The organism is Agromyces sp. GXQ0307 (assembly GCF_044769845.1).
Taxonomy (GTDB): Bacteria; Actinomycetota; Actinomycetes; order Actinomycetales; family Microbacteriaceae; genus Agromyces.
Genome location: NZ_JBIZVY010000001.1, coordinates 662218 through 683634, shown reverse-complemented (window position 1 = coordinate 683634; position 21417 = coordinate 662218). Strand labels below are relative to the sequence as shown.

Genomic DNA, 21417 nt, shown 5'->3' with positions numbered 1-21417 from the left:
AATCGAGAGGACGAACGCCATGAGCACATCCATCACCCCCGCCGCGGCCTCCGCCGGCTCGCTCGTCGACGACGCCGAGCACGGCACGGTCGACCACCTGGCGGGCACCGCCCACGACCGGCGCGGCCGGCCCCGGGTCGACCCGGTCTACTACTGGTTCCTGATCCCCACCCTCGCGCTGTTCACCCTCGCGATCACGGTCCCGGCGGTGCTCGGCATCTTCTACTCGTTCACGAACTTCATCGGCTTCGGCGACTGGCAGTTCATCGGGCTCACCAACTACGTCGCAGTGTTCACCGATCCGGCGATCCTCGCCAGCTACGGCTTCACGTTCGGCTTCGCGATCGTGACGGTGCTGCTCGTCAACGTCATCGCGTTCCTGCTCGCGGTGGGACTCACATCGCGCATCAAGCTGAAGACGCCGCTTCGCGCGGTGTTCGTGATCCCGATGGTGATCTCGGGCATCGTGATCGCGTACGTCTTCAACTTCCTGTTCTCGAACTCGCTGCCCGCGTTCGGCGCGGCGGCCGGCATCCCGTGGCTGTCGGAGTCGATCCTCGCGAACCCCGACCTCGCCTGGCTCTCGATCGTGATCGTGACCGCCTGGCAGTCCATCCCCGCCACCCTGCTGATCTACATCGCCGGGCTGCTCTCGATCCCGGGCGAGGTGTACGAGGCCGCCGACATCGACGGAGCCGGGGCGGTGCGCCGGCTCTGGTCGGTCACGCTCCCGCTCGTCGCCGGATACGTGGTGATCAACATCATCATCGGCTTCAAGAACTACCTGAACGTGTACGAGGTCATCGTCGGCCTGACGAACGGCGGTCCCGGCACCGCCACGCGCAGCATCGCGATGACGATCTTCACCGGCTTCACCGGCGGCGATTACGCCTACCAGATGGCCAACGCGACGATCTTCTTCATCATCGCCGTCGCCATCTCGATCCTCCAGCTCCGAATCTCCCGCGGAAGGGCGGCGATCTGATGACCCAGACAGCAGCGAAGCGGCCTCCCGCTTCCGTCTCCACCACGCGCACACGCGACGAGGCCGTCACGGCGCGGGCGCCCCGCCGCCGTGGCCGCGTCGGCCAGGAGCGGACGAACTGGACGACCCTGGTCATCCTGCTCCTCTGCGCCCTGACCGTGCTCCTGCCGCTCTACGTCACGATCTCGATGTCGCTGAAGTCGACGTCGCAGGCGGTCGACGGCAACGCGTTCTCCCTGCCGAGCCCGATCGACTTCTCCGGCTTCGCGCAGGCCTGGGAGCTCACGAACTTCCCCGTCGCGTTCATGATCTCGCTGTTCATCACCGCCGGCGTCGTGACCGGCACGGTGATCCTGGGGGCCCTCGCGTCGTACGCGATCGTGCGCAACTGGGACCACCGGTTCTTCCGCTGGTCGTTCTTCTACCTGCTCGCCGCGCTGTTCCTGCCGTTCCCGGTGGTGGCGCTGCCGCAGATCCAGCTCACGGGGCTCGTGGGCCTCGCCAATCCGGTCGGCGTGATCATCCTGAAGATCATGTTCGAGCTCTCGTTCAGCATCCTGCTGTTCACGGCCTTCCTCCGCTCGATCCCGCTCGAGCTCGAGGAGAGCGCGCGCATCGACGGCGCGACCACGTGGCAGACGTTCCGCCGGCTGATCTTCCCGCTGCTCGCCCCCATGAGCGCGACCGTCGCCATCTTCGCGTTCCTCGCCTCGTGGAACGACTTCATGATGCCCTCGCTCATCATCGCCGACTCCGCGCAGCAGACGCTCCCGGTGGTGCAGTCCATCTTCCAGACGCAGTTCAGCAACAACTACAACGTGTCCTTCGCGTCGTACCTCATGGCGATGGCACCCGCGATCATCGTCTACCTCTTCACGCAGCGCTGGGTGATGGAGGGTGTGACGCAGGGGGCGGTCAAGGGATGATCGCGCTCGAGACGGATGTCGCGCCGTGACCGCACACCGAGAACCCGAACCCCGAACCACTCCCGAAAGGACCCCGATGACCGACCTCCTCGCCCGCCTCGACACCGACCGGCTGCTCGCCGCCGACCCCGACTGGTGGCGCCAGGCCGCCGTCTACCAGATCTATCCCCGCAGCTTCGCGGACGCGAACGGCGACGGCATCGGCGACCTCGAGGGGATCACGTCGCGGATCCCGTACCTGGTCGAGCTCGGCGTCGACGCGGTGTGGCTCTCGCCGTTCTACCCGTCGGCGCTGGCCGACGGCGGGTACGACGTGGACGACTACCGGGACGTGGACCCGAAGATCGGCACGCTGGCCGACTTCGACGAGATGATCCGGGCGCTGCACGCCGCCGGCATCCGGCTGATCGCCGACATCGTGCCGAACCACTCCTCGGACCGGCACGACTGGTTCCGCGAGGCGCTCGCGTCGCCCAAGGGGTCGGCGGCCCGCGAGCGCTACATCTTCCGCGATGGCGAGGGGCCGGATGGCGCGCAGCCGCCGTCGGACTGGCAGTCGATCTTCGGCGGCTCGGCGTGGGAGCCCGTCGGCGACGGGCAGTTCTACCTGCACCTGTTCGCGCCCGAGCAGCCCGACCTGAACTGGGCGAACCGCGAGGTGCGCGACGACTTCCTGCGCACGCTGCGGTTCTGGTCGGACCGCGGCGTGGACGGGTTCCGGGTCGATGTGGCGCACGGCCTGGCGAAGGACCTGACGGCCCCGCTGCGGTCGCACGCCGAGCTCGAGGCGACCAAGCTCGCCGGCGACGGGTCGCACCCGTTGTGGGATCGGGAGGAACTCGACGAGATCTACGCCGAGTGGCGAGCCGTGTTCGACGAGTACGACCCGCCCCGCATCGCCGTCGCCGAGGCCTGGGTCGCGCCCACCCGTCGGCACCGGTACGCGGCACCGACCAGCCTCGGGCAGGCGTTCAACTTCGACCTGCTGCGCGCGAACTTCTCGGCCTCGGAGTTCCACGAGATCGTCGACCGGAACATGGTCTTCGCCGCCGAGACCGGTTCGTCGAACACGTGGGTGTTCTCCAACCACGACGTGATCCGGCACGCGACCAGGTACGGGCTGCCCGACGACGGCACCTTCGAGTACGACCTCGGCAAGGCGTGGCTGCTCTCCGGCGGCACCACGCCCGCGGTCGACGCCGCGCGGGGCCTGCGCCGCGCGCGGGCGGCGACGCTGTTCCTGCTGGGCCTGCCCGGCAGCGCGTACCTGTACCAGGGCGAGGAGCTCGGGCTGGCCGAGGTCGCCTCGATCCCCGATTCGGAGCGCCAGGACCCGACGTTCTTCCGCAACGCCGGCGTCGAGGTCGGCCGGGACGGATGCCGCGTTCCGCTGCCCTGGGACGCGGACGCGCCGTCGTTCGGCTTCGGCCCGACGGATGCCTCGCACCTGCCGCAGCCCGAGTGGTTCGCGCAGTACGCGGTCGACGTCCAGGCCGGCGATCCGGCCTCGACGCTGAGCATGTACCGCCGCGCGCTCGCGTTGCGGCACGAACTGCAGGGCGCCGAGAAGCTCGCGTGGATCGCGTTGGACGGGCCCGACGTGCTCGCCTTCCAGCGACCGACCGGATGGACCGTGGTCACCAATTTCGGCACCGAACCGGTCGCGCTTCCGTCAGCGCTCGCCGAGCGCGAAGTGGTGCTGTCGAGCGACGGCGCGCCTGCGGCGCCCGGCGCGCGCGGTGTCCTTCCCGGGGAGACCACCGTCTGGCTCCGCTGAGCGGACCGCGCGCCCGCGCGCTCGCGCGCCCGCGCGCCCGCGCGCACGGTTCGAGTGCGATTCCTGCGATGGAGTGCGGAATGAACCGGCCCTCCACCGCAGGAATCGCACTCCGTCGAGCGCGGGTCAGCCGCGCACGTGCACGTCGACCCAGACCAGCCGGTGGTCGCTCGACGGGAACGGGAACGTGCCCGTGAGCGCCGAGAGCGGGTCGGCCTGGACCGGCCAGAACACGCCCGCATCGGCCACGCGGAGGTCCTTCGACGGCAGCACGTAGTCGGCGCGCAGGTTTCCGGGCGCCGGGTTGTCGTTGAAGTCGGCCGTGTCGAGTGCGGGGTCGCCCTCGTGCGTCAGGTTCGCACCGCCCTGCAGCGCCGCGGCCTCCACCGCGCCCTCCGAGGTGGGCATCGGGTCGGTGATGCGCGGGTGGTCGAGCAGTTGGTCGATCGCGGCGTCGACCGAGTCGCCGTCGAGCGGGTCGGCGTTCTGGTCGCCGAGGATCACGAACGACGAGCCGGGCTTCAGGCCGCCGGTCGTGCCCTCGTCGTCGTAGATGTACCGCGACCCCGCACCCGGCGAGACGTAGTCGGCCCAGAACCGGATCTCGTCGTGGTTGCGCGTGCCGTTGCGATCCTCCGCCCCGTCGAACGTCGGTGGCGTGGGGTGCGACACGAGCACGTGCACCGTGCGGCCGTTCACCTCGACCGGGACGTCCCAGTGCGACTTGCTCGAGAGGCGGAACACGTCGAGCTCCTCGGGCGAGTACCAGTCGGCCGGCGCCGCGGTGTTCGGGTCGTCGGGCAGCAACGCGCCCGGCATGTCCTTCCACAGGAAGTGCTGGAAGGTCCGCACCGCGTCGGTGTCGATCGGGTGCTTCGACAGCACGGCCATGCCGTACTGGCCCGGGAAGAAGCCGAACCCGAATGCGTCGTCTCCGCCGCCGACCACGCCGTTGTTGTTGAGGTCGAAGCCGCTCGGCACGCCCGTGTTCGAGGGCGCGACGAACGCGTACGGGTACTCGACCGGGTCGGCCCCGCCCTGGGCGACCTCGAGGTAGTTGTCGCGGAACAGGTCGATCGCGACGCCGCCCTCGACGTAGTCGAACTCGTTCAGCAGCACGATGTCGGGGTTCGCGCGCTGGATGATCTCGGCGACCGTCTTCGCCTGCGCGTTGTCGGGCGTCGAGAGGTCCGCGACCAGTTGGCCCTCGAAGTTCCGGTTGAGGGACAGGTTGTACGTGGCGACGCGCACGGTGTCGGCCCGGCCGGGCTCACCGCCCGGAGCGGCCTGCGCGGGAGCGGCGGCGCCGGCTCCGAGGGCGACGGCCGCCGCGACGGCGATCGTCGAGGCGCGATGGGCGGTGCGGGGGCGTGGTCGTCTCATGGACATGCGAGCTCCTCTGCTGGCGGGATCGATGCGCTCGGATCCGGTTGCCGCCCACGGTAGGCCGTTCCGGTGACGTCCGGAAGAACCTCGCGCGAACGAGCGGAGGTGCTCGAACCTGCTCAGAGGTGCACGGGAGTGGTCGCGAGCGCCCGCGCCGCCTCGGCGTCGCCCTCGACCCGGAACCGATCCGCCGCCTCCAGCGCGGCCCGCTCCCAGAGCAGCAGCGCGAGGTCGCCCGCATCGGCCGTGATGGTCGCGACCGCGTCGGATGTCGCTCCCGGCCGCTCGCGCGCGAGTCGCCAGTCCGGGCTCACCCGCCAGACGTCCTCGCTGTCGGCGGCGGCGAGGGCGACCGGCCCGGGCAGGGGCAGGATGCCGCGGCGACGCGCCTCGGCCATGAAGACCTCGCCGAACTCGTCGATGGCGTCCGCCCGGCCGATGACGCCGACCTCGGCCGGGAACCGCGGCTCCGGGTCGCGCGCCGAGCGGAGGTCCCACAGGTGCTTGGTCGCCTCGTGCGCCATCCGCCGCTGCCAGAAGCGCACGGTACCGGTTGCGCCGTACAGGATGGGCACGGTGCGCTCGGGGTCCGCGCCCTCGAGGACGTCGAGCAGTTCACGCGACCCCTCGCGGAACCACGCCACTCGGTCCGCGTCCTCCGGTCTCCGGTGCTCGCGACGGTCGGCGGGTGCTCCCGACCGCACCTGCTCGGCGGCCCAGCGCTGGATGGTGCCGAGGTGGTCGATGATCCGGCCGGCGGTCGGCCAGATCGCGGACCGCACCGGCGCCTCGGGGTCGGTGTTCGCGGCCTCGCGCACGAACGCCTCCACGACGGCGTGCAGGTCGGCGAGGGAGCTCATGCCGACCATCATGCCCGCTGACCGCGCCCACCTCCCGCCCGCTTGACGATCCGGGCGCCGCGTGGTCGCATGACGTCATGGATGCCGCCGCACCCCCGCTCATCACCGACGACGAACTCGACGACCTCGAGCGTGCGGCGATCGGGCGCGTCCGCGGCCGCGTGCTCGAGATCGGTGCCGGCGAAGGCGAGAACTTCGGCGCGTTCGATGCCGGGATCGAATGGATCGGGCTCGAACCCGACGCCGAGCGGCGCGACGAACTCGCGACGCGCTCGCGGGAGTGGCGGCACGAGGGCGAGCCGCTCGATGCCGTCGCCGAGCGCATCCCGCTGCCCGACGCGTCGGTCGACGCCGTCGTCGGCACGTACGTGCTCTGCTCGGTGACCGACCAGGCGGCGGCGCTCGCCGAGGTCCGACGGGTCCTCCGCCCCGGCGGCACCGTCGTCTTCGTCGACCACGTCGTCGCACCGCCGGGCACGTTCAAGCGCGGCATCCAGCGGGCGGTCACCCCGTTCTCCAGACGGTTCTGCCACGGATGCCACTGGGACCGAGACACCGGCGCCGCGCTCGCCGCCGCGGGCTTCGAGGCCGACGAGGCGCGCCTCGTCCGGGTGCCGTCGTTCCCCTTCGGGCCGACCCGAGTCCTCGTGTTCCGCGGGCACCTGCCCGGCGGGGTCGCGTGACGCCCGGTCTCGGCGGCCGCCCGCGCCTCGTCGTGCTGACCGGCGCCGGGATCTCCGCGGAGAGCGGCGTGCCGACCTTCCGGGACGCCGGAGGACTCTGGGAGGGCCACCGCGTCGAGGACGTCGCGACCCCGGAGGCGTTCGAAGCGGACCCGGAGACGGTGCAGCGCTTCTACGACGCGAGGCGCCGGGCCGTGGCATCCGTCGCCCCGAACCCCGCGCACCACGCGCTCGCGGCACTCGAGCGCGAACTCGGCGACGACCTGTTCGTCGTCACGCAGAACATCGACGACCTGCACGAACGCGCCGGGTCGACGCGCGTGCTGCACATGCACGGCGAGCTCGGCCGCGCGCGCTGCGTGGCGTGCGAGGCTCGCACCGAGGCGCCCGGCGACCTGCTCCCCGGGCCGCCGTGTCCGGCCTGCGGCGAGCGGATGCTGCGCCCCGACGTGGTCTGGTTCGGCGAGATGCCGTACGGGCTCGACGAGATCGACGTCGCGCTCGCCGTGTGCGGCGCGTTCGTCGCGATCGGCACGTCCGGTGCCGTGTACCCGGCCGCGGGCTTCGTGCTCACGGCGTCCGCGTTCGGCGCGTCGACCCTCGAGCTGAACCTCGCCGAGAGCGAGATCACGCCGTTCTTCGGTGCGACGCGGGTCGGGCTCGCGAGCGTGCTCGTGCCCGAGTGGGTCGGCGAGGTGCTCGCCGACCGGCGCTGAGTCGAGCGACGACGGATGCCGCGGTGCGTGGGCGGCCGCCGCGGCATCCGCCGGGTCCTCACCAGCTACTTCGCGGGGTCGGGCGGATTCGGATGCACCGGTGCGGGATTCTTCCGGTGCGGTCGCCACGCGAGCGCCACCACGAGCGTCGCGACCGCGAGCACGACCGTCGCCGTCGCGAGGACCAGCCAGTCGGCGGGGTCGGTGCCGGCCGAGAACGAGAGCCCGACGACGACCGCCGCGCCGATGCAGCCGAGGCTCCTCGCGGTCTGGAACAGGCCGGCCGCCTGGCCGACGTGCTCACGCGGTGCGGCGACGTAGAGCGACTGCGTGATCGAGACGAGCACGAAGACGTAGGGGATGCCGACCGCCGCGGTCGCGGCCAGCACCACCCAGGCCGCGGTGGAGGCGCCGAGCAGCGGCAGCGCGAGGGCTCCGACGGTGAGCGCGGCCAGCCCGATCACGAGCGTGCGCTGCAGGCCGCTCCGGTCGATGAGCCGCTCGACGAGCGGCGCCGTGACGATGTTGAAGGCGGCGAGCGGGAGCAGCAGCACGCCGATGAGGTCGGTTCGGTACCCGGCGTGGTCCTCGAGGTACTGGGGGATGCCGAACAGGGCGCCGTAGAACACGAGGTTGGCGAGGATGAACAGCGCGTACACGCGGACGAGCGGCGTGTTCGCCGCGAGCAGACGCAGGTCGATGAAGGGGGTCGCTGCGCGCAGCTCGCGCCAGGCGAACAGGGCGACCGCGGCCGCGACCACCGGCAGCAGGAACCACGGCGGATCGTGGGCGAGTTCGAGCAGGAACACGAGCAGCGTCGCGACGGCGATGACGAAGAGGGCGACGCCCGGGAGGTCGGACTCGGCGAGCGTGCGCTTCAGCGGGACGTGCGGTCGCGGCGCGTCGCGAGGCGCGAGGATGCCGGTGCTCACGAGCGCGAGCGCGGCGAGCGGGATGTTGATCCAGAAGATGGCGGGCCAGCCGAACGCGACGATGAGGAGGCCCCCGAGGACCGGCCCGATCGCGGCGGACGAGGTGTCGACGAGCTGGATGCGCCCGATCATCCTCGTCGCGTTGCCGCCGTTCGTCGCCGCGACCGCACGCAGCATCGCGGCGGCCGACGGGAACGCGGTCGCGGTGCCGATCGCGAGCAGCACCCGCACGGCGCAGAGCACGACGAGGTTCGGCGCGAACGGTCCGAGCGCCCCGGCGAGGGCCACGATCCACATCCCGATCGCGAACACGCGCCGGGGTCCGTACCGGTCGGCGAGCCGCCCCATGACCGGCTGCAGCACCGCCGAGGTGAGGTAGAACACCGAGATGACCCACGTGACGGTCGCGACGTCGACGCCGAACTCGCGTCGGAGCGTGCTCAGCGCGACCGCGACCATGCCCGAGTTGAGCGCGCTGAGCAGCGTGCCGGTGCAGAGTGCCGCCACGACCCAGCGCGCGTGGTGCGCCGGGGGCGCGTCGGCGGTCTGCGACATCGGCGACCCCCTCACCCGTCGCGGTCGTCAGTGCTCGGGGTGAGCCTCCCGCGGGCTCCCGGGGCTGTCAAGCGCCGATCTCGCGAGCAGCGTCGCACCCGCGACCGCGGCCGGCATGGTCGCGACCGCGCCGAGCGGGACGAGGAAGCAGAGCTGGGTCGCGACGCCGAAGCCGAGGAACCGCCATCGGTTCGCGCGCAGCAGCGCGCGACGGCGCTCCGGCGGGATGCCGCGCGCGTCGAGCGCGCGTGCCGTGAGCTCGCGCGCGAGCAGTCGGCCGGTGAGCACGGCACCCAGGATCGCGGCCGCGACCGCGCCGACGACGGGGACCAGCCCGACGAGCCCGACCAGCACCGCGGAGAGGAGGCCCTGCAGGACGAGCACGAGCGACCCGCGGACCCCGCTCCAGAAGCCGGGACCTTCGCCGGGCGGCGTGCCGTCGGTGTCGGTCTCGACGGCCGCCCAGATGCGCTCGTAGAACGGGTCGCCGACGATGAGCGTGAGCGCGGTGAAGGTCACGAACGCGAGCACCGCCGCGCCGGCGAACACCACGACCGCGATGATCGTGCGGAACGCGAGGCGCCAGAACTCGATCCAGGCGTCCGCGAACGGCGTCGCCCAGTCGACGATGCCGGGCAGCCCGACGCCGAGCGCCACGAGGCCCCACACCAGCGCGGCGAACACGATGGCCGCGGGCACCAGCCCGAGCAGCATCACGCCCGGGTCGCGCCGCCAGAACGCGAAGCCGCGCAGCAGCATGCGGGCCCCGTCGACGAGATCGTGCAGCACCGGGCCAGCATAGGTCGGGCGACGGATGCCGCGTCCGACGCCGCACGGTGCGACGCGGTGTTGCGCGCGCGTCGCACGCTCCCAGCCGACGGCGATATCGTCGGAGGCATCCGTTTCACCGCCCGGCGCACGAGCACGTCGCCCGGCAGCCGGCCGCCGCCGGCATCCGTTGGAGAAGGACCCGACGCCGCATGACCACGACCCCCACGACGTCCGCCCGCGCCGCCGAATGGTGGAAGGCGCAGCGCACGCGCGTGCTGTGGGGTGCCGCGATCGCGGTGGTGGCGTTCGTGGTGGCCGTCGTCATCGCCCGGATCCTGGTCGTCCAGCCGGCCGTCGAGGCGTTCATCGACACCTACCCGGGCATCGTGCCACCGCCCGAGGGCACGCCGGTCGGCATCCCGTGGTGGCTCGGCTGGCAGCACTTCCTCAACGCGTTCTTCCTCGTGCTGCTCGTCAAGACGGGGCTGGAGCTCCGCGGCAGGCGTCGCCCGCCCGGGTTCTGGACGCGCGACAACACCCGCTGGCCGCGCACGAAGCGCGCGCCTCGCCGCCTCGGCATCTGGCTCTGGTTCCACCTCTGGCTCGACGCCCTCTGGGTGCTCGTCGGCCTCACCTACGTGGTGCTGCTCTTCGCGACCGGCCAGTGGCTGCGGATCGTGCCGACCGATTGGGCCGTGGTCCCGAACGCGATCTCGGCCGCGCTGCAGTACGCGTCCCTCGACTGGCCGACCGAGGACTCGTGGATCGTCTACAACGCGCTGCAGCAGCTCGCGTACTTCGCGGTCGTGTTCATCGCCGCGCCGCTCGCGCTCGTCACGGGCCTGCGACTGTCGTCGATCTGGCCCGTCGACGGGCGCTGGGCGTCGGCGAAGACCGAGCGGATGGCGCGTGCCGTCCACTACCCGGTCATGCTGTTCTTCCTCGCCTTCACGTTCGTGCACGTCGTGCTCGTGCTCTCGACGGGTGCGCTGCGCAAGCTCAACCAGATGTACGCCGCCCGCGACGCCGACGACTGGATCGGTGCGGCAGTGTTCGCGCTGTCGGTCGTCGTGACGGTCGCGGCCTGGCTCGTCGCGAAGCCGCCCCTGTTGAAGCGCGTCGCCGCGAAGTCGGGGCGTGTGCAGGGCTGACGGTTCCCTGCGAACGCCCGAGGAGCGGGTGACGGAGGAGCGTCCCCCTTCGTACGCTCGAGCGCATGACCCGTTCCCCCTCCGTGCCGCGTTCGACGCCCGCGCGCACCGCCGGCCGTTGGTTCCTCGCCGGGAGCCTCGTGTTCGCGGGCGTCAGTCATCTCTTCTGGGCCCGCCGGGAGTTCCGCGCCCAGGTTCCGCCGTGGGTGCCCATGGACGCCGACGCGGTGGTCGTCGGCTCGGGCGTCGTCGAGGTCGGGCTGGGCGCCGCGCTCGTCGCGCTCCCGCGCGAGCGCTCGCGCATCGGCTGGGTCGTCGCCGCGTTCTTCGCGGCGGTGTTCCCCGGCAACATCGCGCAGTGGCGCGAGCGCCGCGACGCGTTCGGACTCACGACCGACCGCGCGCGGTTCGTGCGCCTGTTCTTCCAGCCCGTGCTCATCGGGCTCGCGCTCTGGTCGACCCGGCCGCGCGACGAGCGGGCCCGGTGAGTCCGCGCCGGGCTAGGCTCGAAGGATGAGCCGCACCGTCTGGACCGTCCTCGGCGTCATCGCCGCCGTCGTGATCGCGTGGTTCCTCGTCGACGTGGTGTTCAGCGTGCTCTGGTTCGTCGTGAAGCTGGCCATCGTGGCCGTCGTCGCGGTCGCCGTCTTCTTCTGGCTGAAGTGGCTCGTGACCCGCCGCGACGACCGACGGGCGGTCGAACGATAGCGGACGACCGCGTGGCGGCGACGACCGTCGACGTGCCGTCGTCGCACGGTGGAATCATCCGTGCGTACGACTCCGGTCCGCCGCATCCGGGGGCGCCCGTCATCGTCTGGCACGCGGGATCGCCGCACACGGGTGAGCCGCTGGAGCCCCTCGCGGACGCGGCCCGGGCGCGCGGCATCCGGCTCGTCACGTTCGCGCGCCCCGGCTACGGCGGGTCGACGCCGCGACCGGGCCGGAACGTGGCCTCCGTCGCCGCCGACGTCGCGGCGATCGCCGACGCCCTCGGAATCGACTGCTTCGCCGTGGTCGGGTACTCGGGCGGAGGGCCGCACGCGCTCGCGTGCGCGGCACTGCTTCCCGATCGCGTGATCGCCGTCGCGACGCTCGCGAGTCCCGCACCCTATGACGGCGGCGACGCCTGGTTCGCCGGCATGCACGCACCCGGCGCACTGCGGGCGGCGGCGGACTCCCGCGACGAGCGGGTGCGGTTCGCCGAGACCGACGTCTTCGACCCTGCGCAGTTCATCGACAGCGATTTCGCTGTGCTCGGGGGTGAGTGGGGCGCGGTTGGTCACGACGCCGGTCGTGCCGAGTCGGCGGGGCCGGGCGGACTCGTCGACGACGACGTGGCGTTCACGCGTGGGTGGGGCTTCGACCTCGCCGACGTGCGCGTCCCCGTGCTGCTCGTGCAGGGCGAGCTCGATCGCGTGATCCCGCGTGCGCACGCCGTGCGCCTCGTCGCCGGTCTGCCCGACGCCCGCCTCTGGATGCGGCTCGACGACGGGCACGTCGCGGTGCTACGCGTGGTGCCCGAGGTCCTCGACTGGCTGGCCGAGCGCACCGGCGGGAGCCCGGCTCCCGGACGGGTCGGCGGCGACCGATCCGGCGGCTAGCGGGCGACCCGCTTCTTCGATCCCGCCCAGTCGACGAGACGGTCGGCGTCCCAGGTCGTGACGATCCGTTCGGGAGGGATCCCGGCCGCCTCGGCGCGCGCGGCGCCGAGCGCGAGGAAGCCGAAGTGGCCGGGTGCGTGTCCGTCGGTGTCGATCGAGAACCGGCAGCCGGCCTCGAGTGCGACGGCGATGAGGTCGTCGGGCGGATCCTGGCGCTCGGGTCGCGAGTTGATCTCGACCGCGACGTCGTGCTCGGCGCACGCGGCGAAGACGGCCTCCGCATCGAACTCCGACTGCGGGCGGGTGCCGCGCGAGCCCTGCACGAGCCGGCCCGTGCAGTGCCCGAGCACGTTCATGCGCGGGTCGCGGATGGCACGCAGCATCCGCTTCGTCATCGCGTCGCGCGGCGAGCGCAGCTTGGAGTGCACGCTCGCGACCACCACGTCGAGGCGGTCGAGCAGGTCGGGGCGCTGGTCGAGCACGCCGTCCTCGAGGATGTCGACCTCGATCCCGGTGAGGATCCGCACGCCGAGGTCGCCGCGGTCGCGGCCGCCTCGTGAGTCGTCGTCGCGGTCGGGCTCGCCGAGCCCCGCGTTCAGCGCGCCCACGATCTCGAGTTGCGACTCGAGTCGCTCCGAGGAGAGCCCGTTCGCGACGCGCAGCGTCGGCGAGTGGTCGGTGAGCGCGAAGTACTCGAGCCCGGCGGATGCCGCGGCGCGCGCCATGGTGGCGATGCTCGTCGTGCCGTCGGACCAGTCGGAGTGCGCGTGCAGGTCGCCGAGCAGCAGGGCGCGCAGCCCCGTCGCGGTCTCGACGCCCGCCTTCTCGCGGAGGTCGGCGAGGTAGCCGGGCACCCTCCCGTCGAGTGCCTCGACGATCACGCCGAAGCTCGAATCGCCGATTCCGGCGGTCCTCTTCAGCCGGCCGTCGGCGGCGCGGGCGCGGAGTTCGTCGTCGGAGAGCGGGCCGATGACGCCCGCCGCGCGGCGGAACGCCTTCGCCTTGAACGGCGACGCGAGCTGCACCTCGAGCAGCGACGCGATCTCCTCCAGCGCCTGTACCGGGTCCATCGCCGCGCCCGTCAGCGGTGCTGGTCGACGAGCACGGGGTTGCCGTCGGGATCGACGATGATGAAGCTCCCCGGACCCGAGCCGCTCTCGTCGACCTCCGAGACGAACTCGGCACCGGTCTCGCGGAGGCGCCGCTGCAGCTCGCGGACGTCGGTGAACGGGTCGACCTCGGCGGCCGACTGGTCCCAGCCGGGGTTGAACGTGAGGAGGTTCCGCTCGAACATGCCGTGGAAGAGCCCGATCACGTGCGAGCCGTTGCGCAGCATCAGCCACCCCTGGTCGGCGTCACCGCCGAACGCCTCGAAGCCGAGCCGCTCGTAGAACGCCCGCGAGGCGGCGAGATCGCTGACGGCGAGGCTGACGGAGAACGCACCGAGGTCCATCGCCCCAGTCTGCTCGCGTTCCCCGCGCCGCGGAACCCCGATCAGTCGAGGAACGCGACCGCCCGCACGGGCGCGCCGTCGACGCCGAGCCGGAGCGGGAAGAAGCCGACGCGCACGCGCGTCGGCAGCCCCTCGATCCCCGCGACGTTCTCGACGATGAGGTGGTCGGTGCCGAGGACCAGCTCGTGCACCGGGAACGACGTCGTGCCCGAGGCGTCCGTCGGATCGGGGCTCAGGGTGTCGACCGCGAGCACGTGCACGCCGCGGGAGACGAGCTCGGCCGCCGCGGCCGGGTCGAGCGACGGATGTCGCAGCGCGTGCTCGTCGCCGAACCACCGCCACCACCCGGTGTCGATGATCGCGATCGGGGGGAGCACGTCGGGCAGCGCACGGCCGGGTAGCGCGGCGGCGAGTTCGCCGAGTCCGTAGCTCTGCCCGTCGGCGAGCCCGTCGAGGTGGAACACGACCGCATCGCCGACGAGTTCGTCCAGGGCGACCTCGGCCATGGTCCGGCCGCCGGCGATGACGTGCGCCGGGGCGTCGACGTGCGTGCCGGTGTGCGATCCGAGCCCGAGTGCGGTGACGGCGACGCCGTCGCGGCCGATCGCGAGCGCGGGGGAGAGGTGCACCGGCGGGTCGCCGGGGTAGACCGTCATGGCGTCGACGATCGGGTGGCTGAGGTCGCGCACGGTCGGCGGGGGCATGCTGCATGCTAGGCCGAGCCGACCGGGCGCGGTGGCGCGGAACGCCGACGCGTGCGTCGCGGACGCACCGGGTCAAGGCCTTCACCGCCGCGTGCGCCGCGCCTAGGGTCGAGCCATGGTCCTCCGACGCCGCCCAGCACGCGACCCCGAGCCCGACTCCGGCGCCCCTCCCACCGAGCACGCGCGGCGCGGCGCGGGCGGGCCCATCTGGAACGACCGCCTCGGCAGGTGGTCGATCCGGAGCCTGCAGGTCCTCATCGTCATCGCGCTCGGGGCGCTCGGCGTGTGGGCGCTCACCAGGGTCACGCTCATCGTGATCCCGGTGCTCGTCGCCCTCATCCTCGCCGCGGCGGCCGCCCCGCTCATCCAGTGGCTCCGGCGGTTCATGCCGCCGATCCTCGCAGCCTGGACCGCGCTCCTCGGCGGCATCCTCGTGCTCGGCGGGATCGTCACGGCGATCGTGTTCGCCGTGCGCTCCCAGTGGAACGACCTCGCGGACTCGGCCGTCGCGGGCTTCGAGGACCTCGTCGACTGGGTCCGGACGCTGCCCATCCCGATCGAGCAGTCGCAGCTCGACGAATGGCGCGACGGGATCCTCGACTTCGTCACGAGCGCCGAGTTCGGCCAGAGCGCGCTCACCGGAGTGTCGCAGGCGACCGAGTTCGTGACCGGCCTCGTGCTGATGCTCGTCGTGCTCTTCTTCTTCCTCAAGGACGGAGACCGGATCTGGGCGTTCTTCATGCGGCCCTTCCGCGGTGAGCGGCTCGAGCGCGGTCGCCGCGTCGGGGAGACGAGCGTGAAGGTGCTCGGCGGCTACGTGCGCGGCACCGCGATCGTCGCGCTCGTCGACGCGGTCGCGATCGGCATCGGCCTCGCGATCCTGCAGGTGCCGCTGGCGTTGCCGCTCGCGGTCATCGTGTTCCTCACGGCCTTCATCCCGCTCGTCGGCGCGACGGTCGCCGGCATCCTCGCGGCGCTCGTCGCCCTCGTCGCGAACGGCCCGATCGTCGCCCTCATCGTCGTCGCGATCGTGATCGCCGTGAACCAGCTCGAGGGCGACCTGCTGCAACCCGTCGTCATGGCCCAGTCGCTGAAGCTGCATCCGCTCGTCGTGCTGATCGCCCTCACGGCCGGCACGATCCTCGGCGGCATCGCCGGCGCCGTGCTCGCGGTCCCGCTCACGGCGGTCGGGTGGGCGATCGTGAAGGTGTGGGACGCACCCGACCCCTCGCTCGACGAGCGCAAGCACCTGCACCTCAGGCGCCGGAGATCGACCGACGACATCGGAGAAGGCGTGCCCGTCGCCTGACGGTGGGCCGGTTCAGGCGCGGTGGTCGCCGGCGATGGTCCCGGTCTCGAGCCGGTCGAGTGCGGCGACCTGTCCCTTGACCAGCAGTACGCGGGCCTCATCGACGGCGACCCACCGGGCCTCGTCGATCTCGGGGAACGTCTCCGTCCGACCCGACCGCGGCGGCCACTCGAGCTCGAAGGTCCCCGGGTGCAGCTCCGCCGGCTCGAAGTCGGGCGCCTCGCCCGCGTACACGTGCAGCACCTTCTTCGCCGACGCCCGGACGGTTCCGAGATCGACGTAGGCGGCCTCGGGCGCCGGCACTCCCACCTCCTCCGCGAACTCGCGGAACGCCGCAACGCGGGGGTCCTCGCCCGGTTCGATGAGCCCCTTCGGCATCGACCAGGCGCGCTCGTGCCGCCCGGACCAGAACGGCCCGCCCATGTGCGCGATGAAGACCTCGAGCCCGGGAGCGCGACGGTACAGGAGCACGCCCGCGCTCTGCAGCGTCGTCATCGGCGGGGCACCGCGCGAGCGGCGGCGGGCGACGTCACCGCTTCGGTGCGCGCGCGAACACCCACAGGCAGGCGGCGAGGCCGACGCCGCCGACCGCCATGATCCCGAAGATCGCCCCCCAGAGCACCGTTTCGACCGACATGCGCACCTCCGTGTGTGTCCGTGGCCTCATTCTGGCGCGCACACGGGCGCGGCGCCAGCATGCGGCCGGCATCGACGGACGGTGGCCGCCCGCGGCGTCCGTCGGTAGCGTGGGGATCTCGAACGGCGGGGAGGCTGCTCATGGCGAAGGTGCTGATCATCGGCGGGCACGGGCGGGTCGCGTTGCAGCTCGCGCGGATCCTCGCGGAGCGCGGCGACGAGGTCGATGCGGTCATCCGCAATCCCGACCACGCCGCCGAGGTCGGGGCGACCGGCGCGAATCCGGTCGTGGCCGATGTCGAGTCCCTCGACGTCCCGGGACTCGCCGACGTGATCGCCGGGCACGACGCGGTGGTCTGGTCGGCGGGCGCGGGCGGGGGCGACCCGGTGCGCACGCGCGCGGTCGACCACGACGCTGCGGTGCGGTCGATGGATGCCGCGGCGCAGGCGGGCGTCGGCCGGTACGTGATGGTGTCGTACTTCGGGTCGCGCGTCGACCACCGGGTGCCCGCCGACAGCGCGTTCCGGCATTACGCCGACGCGAAGGCCGACGCCGACGAGCACCTCCGCGCGTCGGGGCTCGACTACACGATCCTGGGGCCGTCGACGCTCTCCGACGGGCCGGGTACGGGCCGCATCGACGCGACCGCGGAGGAGAGCTCCGACGTCGACCGCGCCGACGTCGCGGAGACGATCGCGGCGACCCTCGTCGAGCCCGCGACGGTCGGCCGCACCATCCGGTTCAACCGCGGGCAGACCCCGATCGCCGACGCGCTCCGCTGATCAGGCCGAGCCGCGCCAGACGATGTCGCAGTCGAGGCGCACCTCGGCCGGCGGCTCGTCGCCGCGCAGGCGGGCGAGCACGAGGCGCGCGGCCTCGGCGCCGAGCCCGGCCGCCGGCTGGCGCACCGTCGACAGCGCCGGTGTCGTGCGCAGCGCCCACGCGCTGTCGTCGAAGCCCACGACGCCGATGTCGTCGGGCACGCTCCGACCGCTCTCCTTGATGGCCTCGATGGCGCCGGCGGCGACCGCGTCGGATGCCGCGAAGACGCCGTCGAGGTCGGGCGCACGTTCGAGCAGTCGGCGCATGCCGTCGCGGCCGGCCGAGTAGGAGTACAGCGGCACGGGTTCGACGAGCGCCTCGTCGAACGCGTCGCCGAGCGCCTCGCGGAACCCCGCGAGCCGATCGGCGCCGGAGTCGCGGTCGAGCGCCGCGGCGACCATGCCGATCCGCCGGCGCCCCGTCTCGACGAGTCGACGAGTGATCGACGCGGCCGCGCCGACGTTGTCGATGACGACGAACGACGCGGAGCCGGCGGCTCCGGGCGGGTGGCCGACGTACGCCGCGGGGAGCTGGAGTCGTTCGACGACGCGCGTGACCGGGTCGTCGGCGCGCGCGGAGACGATGATGACGCCGTCGACGAGCCCGCCCGAGAGGTAGCGCGCGACCCGGTCGGTGTCGCGTTCGGTGTCGACGATCAGCACGGCCATCTGGTGGTCGGCCTCCGACAGCCGCGTGTTCGCGCCCAGGAGGATCTCGCCGATGTTCGGGTCCTCGACGAACAGCGAGTGCGGCTCGTGCACGATGAAGCCGATGGCCTGGGTGCGCTGCATGACGAGGTTCCGCGCCGCGGTGTTCGGCACGTAGCCCACCTTCGCGATCGCGGCCTCGATGGCCTCGCGCGCCGCCGCGGAGACGTAGCGCTCACCGTTGACGTAGCGGCTCACGGTGCCGCGGGAGACCCCCGCCTCGAGCGCGACGTCGTGCACGGTGGCCCGCTTGGAACGGGCCTGCTTCGTCGTCATGCGACTCACTGTACTGCGGCGGGGTGTTGACACGGGGGAGGCGCGATGGCATTCTGTGTACGTTCACAGAAAATGCCCGCGAGGTTTCGGCGGGCAGATGTGTGCACGTTCACAGAATCAACGACGATCACCGGGAGCACCGTGGACCACCCCGCGACGACGCTGGCGCCGATCCCGCCGCTGCAGGCCGAGCCTGCACCCGCCGCCTCCCGCCCACGCTTCCAGCACCGGGGCATCGCGTTCGGCTGCGACTACAACCCCGAGCAGTGGGAGCCGGCCGTCTGGCACGAGGACGTCGCGCTCATGCGAGAGGCGGGCGTCGACCTCGTCGCGATCAACGTCTTCGGCTGGGCCGCACTCCAGGGCCCCGACGGCGCCGTCGACTTCGCCGCGCTCGACGAGGTCATCGAACTGCTCCACGCCTCCGGCATCCGGATCAACCTCGGCACCGGCACGGCCTCGCCGCCGCCGTGGCTCACCGCACGCCACCCCGAGATCCTCCCCGTCGTCGAGGACGGCACGACCCGCTTCCCCGGCGGCCGCCAGGCCTGGTGCCCCAGTTCGCCCGTCTTCCGCCGGTACGCGCTCGCGCTCGTCGACGCGGTCGCCGAGCGGTACGGCACCCACCCCGCCGTCGAGCTCTGGCACGTCTCCAACGAGCTCGGCTGCCACAACGCCCTCTGCCACTGCGACGAGAGCACGCTCGCCTTCCGGCGCTGGCTGCGCGAGCGCCACGGCACGATCGACGAGCTCAACCGCGCGTGGGGCACGAGCTTCTGGAGCCAGCGCTACACCGACTGGGACGAGATCCTCACCCCGAAGCTCACGATCTCGAGCCGCAACCCCGGGCAGGTGCTCGACTTCCACCGGTTCTCCTCCGACGAACTGCTCGGTCACTACCGCGCCGAGGCGGAGGCGATCCGCCGGCACAGCGCCCTCCCGATCACCACCAACTTCATGGTCACCGCGCACATCCGCGACCTCGACTACTGGTCGTGGGCGCCCGAGATGGACGTGATCGCGAACGACCACTACCTCGACCATCGACTCGGCGAGCCCCGGACCGAGCTCGCCTTCGCGGCCGACCTCACCCGCGGCCTCGCGGACGGCGAGCCGTGGCTGCTCATGGAGCACTCGACGGGATCGGTCAACTGGCAGCCCGTCAACCTGGCCAAGGAGCCGGGCCAGCTGCTGCGCAACACGCTCGCGCACGTCGCGCGCGGCGCCGACGCGGCGTGCTTCTTCCAGTGGCGCGCCTCGCTGCAGGGCTCCGAGAAGTTCCACTCCGCGCTCGTGCCCCACGCCGGCACCGACTCCGACCTGTGGCGCGAGGTGGTCGAGCTCGGCCGCATCGTCGGCGCACTCGACGAGGTCGCCGGCACGCGCGTGCACGCCGATGTGGCGCTGCTGTTCTCGTGGGAGTCGTGGTGGGCGTCCGACGCCGAGAACCGGCCGACGCACGCGATCGCGTACCTCGACCAGGTGCACGCGCTCTACGGCGCGCTGCACGATCTCGGCGTCACCGTCGACGTGGTCCGCCCGGGCGCCGACCTGACGGGCTACCGGCTCGTGGTGGCTCCCGGCCTCTACCTCGTCTCCGATGCGGATGCCGCCGCGCTCGACGCGGCCGTGGCATCCGGCACCCACGCCCTCGTGACCTTCTACAGCGGCGTGGTCGACGAACACGACCGGGTGCGTCCCGGCGGCTACCCGGGCGCCTGGCGCGACCTGCTCGGCGTCCGCGTCGAGGAGTTCGCGCCCGTGCTCCCCGGAACGACCCTCGGACTCGAATCCGGTGCGACCGCATCGCTCTGGGCCGAACGGCTCGAGGCGACGGATGCCGCGGTGATCGACCGCTTCGCGGACGGCCCCGCTGCCGGACGACCCGCTGTGACCCGACGCACGGGCGCGGACGGGGCCGGCGACGCGTGGTACCTCGCGACGCTGCTCGGGCAGGGCGACCTGCGCGACCTCGTCGGCCGTGCGCTCGACGGCGCGGGGGCGGCCCCCGTCGCCGGCGCCTCGGCCGACGTCGAGATCACCCGCCGATCCGGCGACGGACGCGCCTACCTGTTCGTCGTCAACCACGGTGCCGACGACGCCGAGGTCGACGCGCACGGCACCGAACTCGTGACGGCAACCGACGTCGACGGGCGCCTCGCAGTGCCAGGCGGCGCCGTCCGCGTGATCAGAGAGGAGGGAGCGGCATGACCGCACCCATCACCAGCCCGGCCGTCGCGCGCACCGCAGCGCGCGACGGCGGGTCGAGGCGGTCGAGCCGCCGTCGTCGCCGGGTCCAGCACCCCGGTGCGATCGTCGCGTTCGTCGCGCCGTTCGCCCTGCTGTTCACGGTGTTCTACCTCGTCCCGATCGGGGTCGCCGTCTGGCAGTCGCTGCTCGTCGTGGAGCGCGAGGGGACCTTCGGCGAGGCCCGTGAGGTCTTCGGCGGCCTCCAGCAGTACGTCCTCGTGTTCCAGAACGAGGCGTTCTGGACGTCCGTGGGCCGCGTGCTGCTGTTCGGCATCGTGCAGGTGCCCGTCATGCTCGGCCTCGCCCTGCTCTTCGCACTCCTGCTCGACTCGCCGCTCATCCGGGGCAAGAAGTTCTTCCGGCTGGCGTTCTTCGCGCCCTACGCCGTCCCGGGCGTCATCGCGGCGATCATGTGGGGCTTCCTCTACTCGCCGAACCTCTCGCCGTTCGAGGCGCTCACGAGCCGAGTCGACCTGCTCTCCGCCGACTTCGTCCTCTGGGCCATCGCGAACGTCGTCACCTGGGTGTTCGTCGGCTACAACATGCTCATCATCTACTCGACCCTGCTGGCCATCCCCCAGGAGGTCTACGAGGCGGCGCGCATCGATGGCGCCGGGCAGGCGCGCATCGCGTGGTCGATCAAGATCCCGCTCGTGCGACCCGCACTCGTGCTGACCGCGGTGCTCTCGATCATCGGCACCCTCCAGCTGCTCGCCGAGCCGCAGACGTTCCGATCGTTCAGCTCGGCGGTCACGAGCACGTACACGCCGAACATGACGATCTACGCCACGAGCGCGGTCCCGAACGTGTCGCTCGCCGCGGCGTTCTCGGTCGTGCTCGCCCTGGCCACCTTCGTGCTCTCGTTCGCATTCCTGCGATTCACCCGACGGAAGGGGGCGGACGCATGACCACCGTG

The 21417-nt window shown here is 72.2% G+C and carries 22 protein-coding genes; 13 read left to right on the top strand and 9 right to left on the bottom strand.

Going from position 1 to position 21417, the window contains the following annotated elements:
* Positions 1–19: 19 nt before the first annotated feature.
* The 3 genes from ACIQH8_RS03160 to ACIQH8_RS03150 all read left to right on the top strand — a co-directional run bounded on the left by ACIQH8_RS03160 (position 20) and on the right by ACIQH8_RS03150 (position 3688).
* Positions 20–985: a carbohydrate ABC transporter permease gene (locus ACIQH8_RS03160; protein WP_400994660.1), complete on the top strand. Its 966-nt coding sequence runs from the start codon at positions 20–22 to the stop codon at positions 983–985.
* On the top strand, positions 985–1911 hold the full coding sequence (locus ACIQH8_RS03155; RefSeq protein ID WP_400994657.1) for a carbohydrate ABC transporter permease: 927 nt from the start codon (positions 985–987) through the stop codon (positions 1909–1911). The genes ACIQH8_RS03160 and ACIQH8_RS03155 overlap by 1 nt, the downstream gene beginning before the upstream one ends.
* Positions 1912–1987: 76 nt before the next feature.
* Complete coding sequence (locus ACIQH8_RS03150; protein WP_400994655.1) at positions 1988–3688, top strand: glycoside hydrolase family 13 protein; 1701 nt, start codon at positions 1988–1990, stop codon at positions 3686–3688.
* A gap of 126 nt (positions 3689–3814) precedes the next feature.
* On the opposite strand, the gene ACIQH8_RS03145 is transcribed toward ACIQH8_RS03150, so the two are convergent.
* Both ACIQH8_RS03145 and ACIQH8_RS03140 read right to left on the bottom strand, forming a co-directional pair.
* A complete protein-coding gene (locus tag ACIQH8_RS03145; protein ID WP_400994652.1) occupies positions 3815–5071 on the bottom strand; it encodes an endonuclease/exonuclease/phosphatase family protein in 1257 nt (418 codons plus the stop codon).
* Between the two features lie 122 nt (positions 5072–5193).
* The gene (locus tag ACIQH8_RS03140) at positions 5194–5934 is read right to left on the bottom strand and encodes a maleylpyruvate isomerase N-terminal domain-containing protein (protein ID WP_400994649.1); all 741 of its coding nucleotides are present in this window, start codon (positions 5932–5934) and stop codon (positions 5194–5196) included.
* 77 nt (positions 5935–6011) lie between these two features.
* On the opposite strand from ACIQH8_RS03140, the gene ACIQH8_RS03135 reads away from it, so the two are divergent.
* Both ACIQH8_RS03135 and ACIQH8_RS03130 read left to right on the top strand, forming a co-directional pair.
* Positions 6012–6617 (top strand): class I SAM-dependent methyltransferase, encoded by a 606-nt coding sequence (locus tag ACIQH8_RS03135; protein ID WP_400994646.1) that lies wholly within the window; start codon positions 6012–6014, stop codon positions 6615–6617.
* Positions 6614–7333: an NAD-dependent deacylase gene (locus tag ACIQH8_RS03130; RefSeq protein ID WP_400994643.1), complete on the top strand. Its 720-nt coding sequence runs from the start codon at positions 6614–6616 to the stop codon at positions 7331–7333. The genes ACIQH8_RS03135 and ACIQH8_RS03130 overlap by 4 nt, the downstream gene beginning before the upstream one ends.
* A gap of 65 nt (positions 7334–7398) precedes the next feature.
* Here the strand turns inward: ACIQH8_RS03130 and ACIQH8_RS03125 are convergent, their stop codons facing one another.
* Entirely contained in the window at positions 7399–8820 is a 1422-nt protein-coding gene (locus ACIQH8_RS03125) for an MFS transporter (RefSeq protein ID WP_400994640.1), read from the bottom strand.
* Between the two features lie 27 nt (positions 8821–8847).
* A complete protein-coding gene (locus ACIQH8_RS03120) occupies positions 8848–9609 on the bottom strand; it encodes an EI24 domain-containing protein (protein ID WP_400994638.1) in 762 nt (253 codons plus the stop codon).
* A gap of 191 nt (positions 9610–9800) precedes the next feature.
* On the opposite strand from ACIQH8_RS03120, the gene ACIQH8_RS03115 reads away from it, so the two are divergent.
* The 4 genes from ACIQH8_RS03115 to ACIQH8_RS03100 all read left to right on the top strand — a co-directional run bounded on the left by ACIQH8_RS03115 (position 9801) and on the right by ACIQH8_RS03100 (position 12343).
* The gene (locus ACIQH8_RS03115; RefSeq protein ID WP_400994636.1) at positions 9801–10742 is read left to right on the top strand and encodes a cytochrome b/b6 domain-containing protein; all 942 of its coding nucleotides are present in this window, start codon (positions 9801–9803) and stop codon (positions 10740–10742) included.
* A 65-nt stretch (positions 10743–10807) separates the two neighbouring features.
* Positions 10808–11230, top strand: coding sequence for a hypothetical protein (locus tag ACIQH8_RS03110; protein ID WP_400994634.1), 423 nt, complete (start codon positions 10808–10810; stop codon positions 11228–11230).
* A gap of 25 nt (positions 11231–11255) precedes the next feature.
* Positions 11256–11450 (top strand): hypothetical protein, encoded by a 195-nt coding sequence (locus tag ACIQH8_RS03105; protein WP_400994632.1) that lies wholly within the window; start codon positions 11256–11258, stop codon positions 11448–11450.
* Positions 11451–11461: 11 nt separating this feature from the next.
* Positions 11462–12343: an alpha/beta fold hydrolase gene (locus ACIQH8_RS03100; RefSeq protein ID WP_400994629.1), complete on the top strand. Its 882-nt coding sequence runs from the start codon at positions 11462–11464 to the stop codon at positions 12341–12343.
* Here ACIQH8_RS03100 and ACIQH8_RS03095 read toward each other — a convergent pair.
* The 3 genes from ACIQH8_RS03095 to ACIQH8_RS03085 are packed head-to-tail and all read right to left on the bottom strand — an operon-like array spanning position 12340 to position 14500.
* Positions 12340–13413: a PHP domain-containing protein gene (locus ACIQH8_RS03095; RefSeq protein WP_400994627.1), complete on the bottom strand. Its 1074-nt coding sequence runs from the start codon at positions 13411–13413 to the stop codon at positions 12340–12342. The genes ACIQH8_RS03100 and ACIQH8_RS03095 overlap by 4 nt on opposite strands.
* Before the next feature lie 11 nt (positions 13414–13424).
* Positions 13425–13796: a VOC family protein gene (locus ACIQH8_RS03090; RefSeq protein WP_400994624.1), complete on the bottom strand. Its 372-nt coding sequence runs from the start codon at positions 13794–13796 to the stop codon at positions 13425–13427.
* A gap of 41 nt (positions 13797–13837) precedes the next feature.
* Positions 13838–14500 (bottom strand): cyclase family protein, encoded by a 663-nt coding sequence (locus tag ACIQH8_RS03085; protein ID WP_400994621.1) that lies wholly within the window; start codon positions 14498–14500, stop codon positions 13838–13840.
* Between the two features lie 115 nt (positions 14501–14615).
* Between ACIQH8_RS03085 and ACIQH8_RS03080 the strand changes: the two genes are divergently transcribed.
* Entirely contained in the window at positions 14616–15809 is a 1194-nt protein-coding gene (locus ACIQH8_RS03080) for an AI-2E family transporter (protein ID WP_400994619.1), read from the top strand.
* A 12-nt stretch (positions 15810–15821) separates the two neighbouring features.
* Here ACIQH8_RS03080 and ACIQH8_RS03075 read toward each other — a convergent pair whose 3' ends face one another.
* Positions 15822–16304, bottom strand: a complete 483-nt coding sequence (locus ACIQH8_RS03075; protein WP_400994617.1) for an NUDIX domain-containing protein — start codon at positions 16302–16304, stop codon at positions 15822–15824.
* Positions 16305–16586: 282 nt separating this feature from the next.
* Here ACIQH8_RS03075 and ACIQH8_RS03070 point away from each other — a divergent pair, with 282 nt between their 5' ends.
* The gene (locus tag ACIQH8_RS03070) at positions 16587–17228 is read left to right on the top strand and encodes an SDR family oxidoreductase (RefSeq protein ID WP_400994615.1); all 642 of its coding nucleotides are present in this window, start codon (positions 16587–16589) and stop codon (positions 17226–17228) included.
* On the opposite strand, the gene ACIQH8_RS03065 is transcribed toward ACIQH8_RS03070, so the two are convergent.
* Positions 17229–18251 carry a LacI family DNA-binding transcriptional regulator gene (locus ACIQH8_RS03065; protein WP_400994612.1) on the bottom strand — a complete coding sequence of 341 codons (1023 nt, stop codon included), beginning with the start codon at positions 18249–18251 and terminating at the stop codon, positions 17229–17231.
* Between the two features lie 180 nt (positions 18252–18431).
* On the opposite strand from ACIQH8_RS03065, the gene ACIQH8_RS03060 reads away from it, so the two are divergent.
* On the top strand, positions 18432–20462 hold the full coding sequence (locus tag ACIQH8_RS03060) for a beta-galactosidase (protein ID WP_400995696.1): 2031 nt from the start codon (positions 18432–18434) through the stop codon (positions 20460–20462).
* Entirely contained in the window at positions 20459–21409 is a 951-nt protein-coding gene (locus tag ACIQH8_RS03055; protein ID WP_400994610.1) for a carbohydrate ABC transporter permease, read from the top strand. Before ACIQH8_RS03060 ends, ACIQH8_RS03055 begins: the two co-directional genes overlap by 4 nt.
* The last annotated feature ends 8 nt before the right edge of the window (positions 21410–21417 follow it).

What these genes read in the sequence shown, in the direction of transcription:
- ACIQH8_RS03160 (WP_400994660.1), top strand. Translation starts at nt 20, where the DNA reads ATGAGCACATCCATCACCCCCGCCGCGGCCTCCGCCGGCTCGCTCGTC.
- ACIQH8_RS03155 (WP_400994657.1), top strand. Translation starts at nt 985, where the DNA reads ATGACCCAGACAGCAGCGAAGCGGCCTCCCGCTTCCGTCTCCACCACG.
- ACIQH8_RS03150 (WP_400994655.1), top strand. Translation starts at nt 1,988, where the DNA reads ATGACCGACCTCCTCGCCCGCCTCGACACCGACCGGCTGCTCGCCGCC.
- ACIQH8_RS03145 (WP_400994652.1), bottom strand. Translation starts at nt 5,071, where the DNA reads ATGAGACGACCACGCCCCCGCACCGCCCATCGCGCCTCGACGATCGCC.
- ACIQH8_RS03140 (WP_400994649.1), bottom strand. Translation starts at nt 5,934, where the DNA reads ATGAGCTCCCTCGCCGACCTGCACGCCGTCGTGGAGGCGTTCGTGCGC.
- ACIQH8_RS03135 (WP_400994646.1), top strand. Translation starts at nt 6,012, where the DNA reads ATGGATGCCGCCGCACCCCCGCTCATCACCGACGACGAACTCGACGAC.
- ACIQH8_RS03125 (WP_400994640.1), bottom strand. Translation starts at nt 8,820, where the DNA reads ATGTCGCAGACCGCCGACGCGCCCCCGGCGCACCACGCGCGCTGGGTC.
- ACIQH8_RS03115 (WP_400994636.1), top strand. Translation starts at nt 9,801, where the DNA reads ATGACCACGACCCCCACGACGTCCGCCCGCGCCGCCGAATGGTGGAAG.
- ACIQH8_RS03110 (WP_400994634.1), top strand. Translation starts at nt 10,808, where the DNA reads ATGACCCGTTCCCCCTCCGTGCCGCGTTCGACGCCCGCGCGCACCGCC.
- ACIQH8_RS03105 (WP_400994632.1), top strand. Translation starts at nt 11,256, where the DNA reads ATGAGCCGCACCGTCTGGACCGTCCTCGGCGTCATCGCCGCCGTCGTG.
- ACIQH8_RS03095 (WP_400994627.1), bottom strand. Translation starts at nt 13,413, where the DNA reads ATGGACCCGGTACAGGCGCTGGAGGAGATCGCGTCGCTGCTCGAGGTG.
- ACIQH8_RS03090 (WP_400994624.1), bottom strand. Translation starts at nt 13,796, where the DNA reads ATGGACCTCGGTGCGTTCTCCGTCAGCCTCGCCGTCAGCGATCTCGCC.
- ACIQH8_RS03085 (WP_400994621.1), bottom strand. Translation starts at nt 14,500, where the DNA reads ATGCCCCCGCCGACCGTGCGCGACCTCAGCCACCCGATCGTCGACGCC.
- ACIQH8_RS03080 (WP_400994619.1), top strand. Translation starts at nt 14,616, where the DNA reads ATGGTCCTCCGACGCCGCCCAGCACGCGACCCCGAGCCCGACTCCGGC.
- ACIQH8_RS03075 (WP_400994617.1), bottom strand. Translation starts at nt 16,304, where the DNA reads ATGACGACGCTGCAGAGCGCGGGCGTGCTCCTGTACCGTCGCGCTCCC.
- ACIQH8_RS03070 (WP_400994615.1), top strand. Translation starts at nt 16,587, where the DNA reads ATGGCGAAGGTGCTGATCATCGGCGGGCACGGGCGGGTCGCGTTGCAG.
- ACIQH8_RS03065 (WP_400994612.1), bottom strand. Translation starts at nt 18,251, where the DNA reads ATGACGACGAAGCAGGCCCGTTCCAAGCGGGCCACCGTGCACGACGTC.
- ACIQH8_RS03055 (WP_400994610.1), top strand. Translation starts at nt 20,459, where the DNA reads ATGACCGCACCCATCACCAGCCCGGCCGTCGCGCGCACCGCAGCGCGC.